Source organism: Streptomyces sp. URMC 126, assembly GCF_051386555.1.
GTDB lineage: Bacteria > Actinomycetota > Actinomycetes > Streptomycetales > Streptomycetaceae > Streptomyces.
In genome coordinates, this window is the sequence record NZ_JBPQTX010000546.1 from 1 (window position 1) to 2,532 (window position 2,532).

2 protein-coding genes are annotated in these 2,532 nt (G+C 75.8%); one reads left to right on the top strand and one right to left on the bottom strand.

The features are described from left to right. A partial coding sequence (locus ACSNOK_RS32545) for a sensor histidine kinase (protein ID WP_436784391.1) occupies window positions 1-1,287 on the bottom strand: 1,287 nt, incomplete at its 3' end. Window positions 1,288-1,586: 299 nt separating this feature from the next. On the opposite strand from ACSNOK_RS32545, the gene ACSNOK_RS32550 reads away from it, so the two are divergent. Then, window positions 1,587-2,507, top strand: coding sequence for an ATP-binding cassette domain-containing protein (locus tag ACSNOK_RS32550; RefSeq protein ID WP_436784392.1), 921 nt, complete (start codon window positions 1,587-1,589; stop codon window positions 2,505-2,507). Window positions 2,508-2,532: the final 25 nt, after the last annotated feature.

Sequence of the window (2,532 nt, forward strand, 5' to 3'; positions counted from 1 at the left end):
GACTCCCATCGCGCCCCCGGCCCTCGCCACACCCCCGGACGCGGGCAGCGGCAGCCGGGCCGCCACCCGGAAGCCGCCCTCGGGACGCGGCCCGGCACTCAGGCGGCCGCCGAGCAGCGCGACGCGCTCCCGCATGCCGACGAGCCCGAAGCCCTGAGCCGGAGTCACCGGACCCCCGCCCCCACACCCGTCGTCCACGATCTCCACCGACAACTCCTCCTCCCCGAACCCCACGCTCACCCGGCACCGCCCGGCCCCCGCATGGCGGACCACGTTCGTGAGCGCCTCCTGCACGATCCGGTAGACGGACAGGTCGATGTCGGCGGGCAGCGGGCGCTCCGTCCCGCTCCGGCGCAGGTCGACGCGGACGCCCGCGTCCGCCGTCGCCGCCACCAGCCGTTCGAGGTCCGCGACACCCGGCGCCGGAGCGAGCGGGGACCGTTCGCCGGCGGTCGCGTCCCGTGCCGTCCGGCGCAGCGACACGAGCGTGCGCCGCAGACCCGACAACGTCTCGCGGCTGGTGGCCTCGATGGCGCGCAGCGCCTCGCGCGCCTCCGCCGGCTGCGTCTCGATCACCCTGCTGCCCACCCCCGCCTGGATGGCGATGACGCCGACGCTGTGCGCGACCATGTCGTGCAGTTCCCGTGCGATCCGCAGGCGTTCGGCGGTCACGGCCTCGGCCACCTCCTGCGCACGCAGCGCCGCTTGCCGTTCGCGCAGTTCCTCCGCGTGCTCGCGGCGCTCCCGGCCGAGCAGTCCGGCCGCGCAGGCCGCGCACAACGCCAGGAGGGCGATCACCGCGTTGACCGTCAGGTTGTCACCGCGAGCGAAGAGGCCGATCACCAGGAGCTGCACCACGGACGTCACGCCCACGCCACCGACCGAGGCCCGCCGGGTCCGGGTCGCGACGACGAGGGCGAGAACGGCGTCCACCGCCATGTACCCCAGGAACTGGCCCTGGAAGGCCACCGTCAGGTCCGGTCCGGTGGCACGCGGGGTCCCCGCCACCACCACCGTGGACCCGAACAGAGCCAGATACAACGCGAGCAGCGGCGCCCGCCGCGCCACGTCGACGAGCAGGCTCACGGCCAGCAGCGCCCCGACGCCGTGCGCCGTGCCCGACGCCGAGGGCGCGCCCCCGATCAGCAGGCCCACGACGAGGAGGTAGGAGACGCCTCCCGCCCAGGCGGCGGTCCCGGCCTTGGCTTTCCCGGTCTTGGCTTTCCCGACCTCGGCCTTCTCGGGCCCCGCCTTCCCGGCCCGTCCGCCCCTCCCGGCTCTCGGCACCGGCCCTGCCGTCGGCGTCGGCATTGGCGTCGGCATTGGCGCCGACATCGGCGTCGGCGTCATCGGCGCGGAGCCCATGACGCCGCCGGTAGAGCCCTGGACGCAACGCCGCCGCGACGGCGGACGGCGCACAAGGCCGCCGCCGGAATGATCATTTCGGGATTCACGCCGCGAGACTAACCGGCCGCCGCCCGCCCGGCATCAACCCGGGGACGTACGCCCCCGGGCGAAGCCCGCCGCGCACCGTGCCGCCCACGGCCCGATGCCCGCGCACCAGCCGGCCCGGCAGTGTGGGGCCCGTGATCGAAGTCAGTGAACTCACCAAGCGCTACGGCGACAAGACGGCCGTCGACCGGTTGTCCTTCACCGTCCGGCCCGGCCTGGTCACCGGGTTCCTCGGCCCCAACGGAGCCGGCAAGTCCACCACCCTGCGGATGGTCCTCGGCCTGGACACGCCCACCGCCGGCACGGCCACCGTCGACGGCGTCCCCTTCCGCCGCCACCCGCGAGGGCTGCGGCACGCCGGCGCCCTCCTCGACGCCGGCCACGTCCACGGCGGGCGCAGCGCCGCCGCCCATCTCTCCGCACTGGCCCGGAGCAACGGCATCCCGCGCCGCCGGGTGGACGAGGTGCTGGGGGAGGTGGGGCTGGACGGAGTGGCGGGCCGCCGCGTCGGCGGGTTCTCCCTCGGCATGCGGCAGCGGCTCGGCATCGCCGCCGCTCTGCTCGGCGACCCGCCCGTGCTCCTCTTCGACGAGCCGGTCAACGGCCTGGACCCGGAGGGCGTGTGCTGGGTGCGCCGCCTCTTCCGGCGCCTGGCCGCCGAGGGGCGCACGGTCTTCCTCTCCAGCCACTTGATGTCGGAGATGGAGAACACCGCCGACGAACTGGTCGTCATCGGCCGCGGCCGGCTCCTCGCGGCCGAGCCGCTACGGGACTTCGCGGCCCGTGGCACCCGCCGCGCCGTCGTGGTGGCGACACCACAGGCCGCCGAGCTGGCCGCCGTACTGACCGCGGCGGGCGCCGCGGTGGAGCCCGAAGGCCCGGCCGGCGCCGGGCGCCTCGCCGTCGCCGGCCTCCCCGCGGACCGGGTCGGCGCGCTCGCCCACGAGCACCGCATCCGGCTGGACGAACTGACCACCCGCACCGCTTCACTGGAGGCGGCCTTCATGGAACTCACCGCCGACGCTACCGACTACCCGGCAGGACGCCCCCGTTGACCACACCCGCCCCCGGGCCCGGGCC